This window comes from Trebonia sp. (assembly GCF_049794275.1).
GTDB lineage: Bacteria > Actinomycetota > Actinomycetes > Streptosporangiales > Streptosporangiaceae > Trebonia.
In genome coordinates this window covers 1-2,952 of record NZ_JBARCR010000596.1, presented here as the reverse complement: position 1 = coordinate 2,952, position 2,952 = coordinate 1, and the positions used below count along the sequence as shown (strand labels likewise).

General features: G+C 71.2%; 3 protein-coding genes. 2 read left to right on the top strand and 1 reads right to left on the bottom strand.

What is annotated here, in order from left to right:
- Nucleotides 1-111: 111 nt before the first annotated feature.
- A complete protein-coding gene (locus tag WA805_RS16090) occupies nucleotides 112-1,131 on the top strand; it encodes a thioredoxin family protein (RefSeq protein WP_422340948.1) in 1,020 nt (339 codons plus the stop codon).
- On the opposite strand, the gene WA805_RS16085 is transcribed toward WA805_RS16090, so the two are convergent.
- The gene (locus WA805_RS16085; RefSeq protein ID WP_425242739.1) at nucleotides 1,118-2,110 is read right to left on the bottom strand and encodes an NADP-dependent oxidoreductase; all 993 of its coding nucleotides are present in this window, start codon (nucleotides 2,108-2,110) and stop codon (nucleotides 1,118-1,120) included. The two genes, WA805_RS16090 and WA805_RS16085, sit on opposite strands and share 14 nt — an antisense overlap.
- Nucleotides 2,111-2,262: 152 nt before the next feature.
- Between WA805_RS16085 and WA805_RS16080 the strand changes: the two genes are divergently transcribed.
- Nucleotides 2,263-2,952 (top strand): MFS transporter (locus WA805_RS16080; protein WP_425242738.1); only part of this gene is annotated, 690 nt, incomplete at its 3' end.

The window sequence follows — 2,952 nt, the reverse complement described above, 5'->3', positions numbered from 1 at the left end:
ACCGGGTGGTCGAGGGCGGCATCGGGCACAACCTGCCCCAGGAAGCCCCGCAAGCCTTCGCCCAGGCGATCATCGACGCGGCCGGCTTCTGACGGTCAGGAAGGCATGCTCATGGCCATACATTGGCGCACCCCGGCCGGGCTGCACACGGCTTCGGCCCAGCTTCCCGTCGAAGGCAGGCTGGCTTCGTTCGACGGCGCGACCGGATGGCTCAACTCGCCGCCGCTGACGCCGGCCGGGCTGCGCGGGAAGGTGGTGGTGATCGACTTCTGGACCTACACCTGCGTCAACTGGCTGCGCCAGCTCCCCTACGTCCGCGCCTGGGCGGGGAAGTACGCCGGCCACGGGCTGGTCGTCATCGGCGTGCACACCCCCGAGTTCGGGTTCGAGCACAACCCGGACAACGTGCGCCGCGCGGTGAAGGACATGCGGATCGATTACCCCGTCGCGATCGACAGCGACTACGCGATATGGCGGGCCTTCGACAACTATTACTGGCCCGCCCTGTACTTCGCCGACGCGGAGGGGAACATCCGCCACCACCACTTCGGCGAAGGCGAATACCAGCAGTCGGAAATGGTCATCCAGCAGCTGCTGGCCGAGGCCGGCGCCGACGGGGCCGGACGGGACATGGTGTCGCCCGACGTTCGCGGTCTCGAAGTGCCTGCTGACTGGGACACCCTGCGAACACCGGAGACCTATACCGGCTACGAGCGCACCGAGAACTTCGCGTCACCCGGCGGCGCGGTACCCGGCCAGCAGCATATCTACAGCGCCCCGGCGGCGCTGCGGTTCAACCACTGGGCTCTGTCAGGTGAGTGGACGATGGGCAGGGAGGCCGCCACGCTGAACGCGGCCGGCGGGCAGATCGCCTACCGCTTCCAGGCCCGCGACCTCAACCTGGTCGCGGGGCCGGCAGCCGCGGGAACTTCGGTGCGATTCCAGGTGCTCCTCGACGGCGAGCCACCCGGCCCCGCACACGGCGCCGACGTGGACGACCAGGGCCGCGGCACGATCACCGAACCGCGGCTATACCAGCTCATCCGCCAGCCCGGCCCGGTCACCGAGCGAACCTTCCAGATCACGTTCCCCGGCCCCGGCGCCGAGACCTACTCCTTTACCTTTGGCTAGCGGCGTGCTGACTGCCTGAGGGCCGCAGTACGGTGGCCGAGCCGTGGGCGCCGTGCCTGGCCTGGGCCAGCGCGGCGGCGGCCCGTTCCAGTGAGAAGCTGCCGGCCACCGTCACTGTGAGCACGCCCTGAGCGAGGAGCTGGACCAGGCCGGCGAGCCGTGCGCCGTCGGGGACAACCTGGACAGCCTGCGTGGCGATGCCCCGCTCGGCGTCCGGGAGATCCGCGGTGATCGTGGCCAGCCGGCCGCCGTCCCGCACCGCCCGTATCGCCTCGGCGGAGCCGGCACGCACCGCGTTGGCCGCTCCGTCAACGCCGCCGCCGGTCAGCGCGCGCACCTGTTCGGGCCAGTCCCGCTGGTGGTAGTCCAGCACGGTGTCGGCTCCGATGGCGGACACCCGGCCAGCGCTGTCCGCGCCCGCCGTGGCGATGACCTTCGCTCCGCGGTGCGCGGCAAGCTGGACGAGCATGCCGCCCGTCACGCCGCCTGCCCCGTGCACCAGGACGGTCTGCCCCGCACGGACCTGCAGCGCGCCATCGATCACCTGGTCAGCGGTGAGCGCAGGGACCGGCAGCGCCGCGGCGGCGTCGACGGGCACTCCCGTCGGCAGGACGGCCACCTGTGCGGCGGCGGCGATGTGCCGTCCGGCCCAGGTGCCCTGCTCGCGCAGCGGCGCCGAATGCACGGTGACCCGGTCGCCCGCGGCGATTTCCGTAACGCGGTCTCCGACCGCGGCGACAAGCCCGGCCGCCTCGACGCCGAGCGCCATCGGCGGCCGGACACCCAGGTCCCACCCCCCGGTGCGGGCGAACTCATCCCAGTTGCCCACCCCGCAGGCCTGCACGTCGATCAGCACCTCGTCTGGCCGCAGCTCCCGCGGCCCGGGCAGCTCCAGGACTTCCACTGGGCCGCCGAACCGGCGTACACCTCCACCTAGCACCGCCTGCTCCTCACTCTCTGGTCTGGCGTCGGTTTCCACCGTCGCACCCTGGACCGCCCGGCCGCCACAGTTGACACCCTGGCCGGCACCCTGGTCAGTCGGCGGTGGCGAGGCATTTGACTGATTAGACCTGTCTGTCTAATATCTCTATTGAACAGACTTGTCTACTCAATGAGAGTGGGTAACCAGCCATGACAACCCGCTACAGCGCCGGGCCGACAGCAGAGATCGCACGGGTCCGCCGTCCGGCCAGCGGGACCGCCGACGGTCTCCCTGCTGACCCGTTCGCGCGCCGGCTGAGCGGGCGGCCCGCGGTCTTCGTGCTGGCCTCACTGATCGTGGCGCTGCTGGCCTCCTCCGCTGCCCCGACCCCGCTGTACGCGATCTACCAGGCCCAGTGGCACTTCACGCCGATCACTACCACGGTGGTGTTCGGGGTGTACGCGCTGGCGGTGCTGGCCGCGCTGCTGACCTTGGGCAAGCTGTCGGACCACGTCGGACGCCGGCCGGTGCTGCTGACCGCGATCGCCGTGCACGCGGGCTCGCTGGTAATCTTCGCCACCGCCACCGGGGTGCCTGAGCTGCTAGCGGCGCGGGTGGTCCAGGGCCTGTCTACTGGCGCGGCCCTGGGCGCGATCGGCGCGGCCATGCTGGACATGGACCGCGAGCTCGGCACGTTCGCCAACGCGGTGGCGCCGGGCATGGGCAGCGCGAGCGGCGCGATCTTGTCCGCGCTGGCGGTCCGCTTCCTGCCTGATCCCACCCATCTCATCTACCTGGCCCTGATCGGCGTGCTCGCCCTGCAGGCGACCGCGATCGCGGCCATGCGCGAGACGGTCACCCCGGCACCGGGAGCGCTGGCCAGCCTGCGCCCGGAGATC

Coding starts and splice junctions, on each gene's coding strand:
- WA805_RS16090 (WP_422340948.1), top strand. CDS start 112: ATGGCCATACATTGGCGCACCCCGGCCGGGCTGCACACGGCTTCGGCC.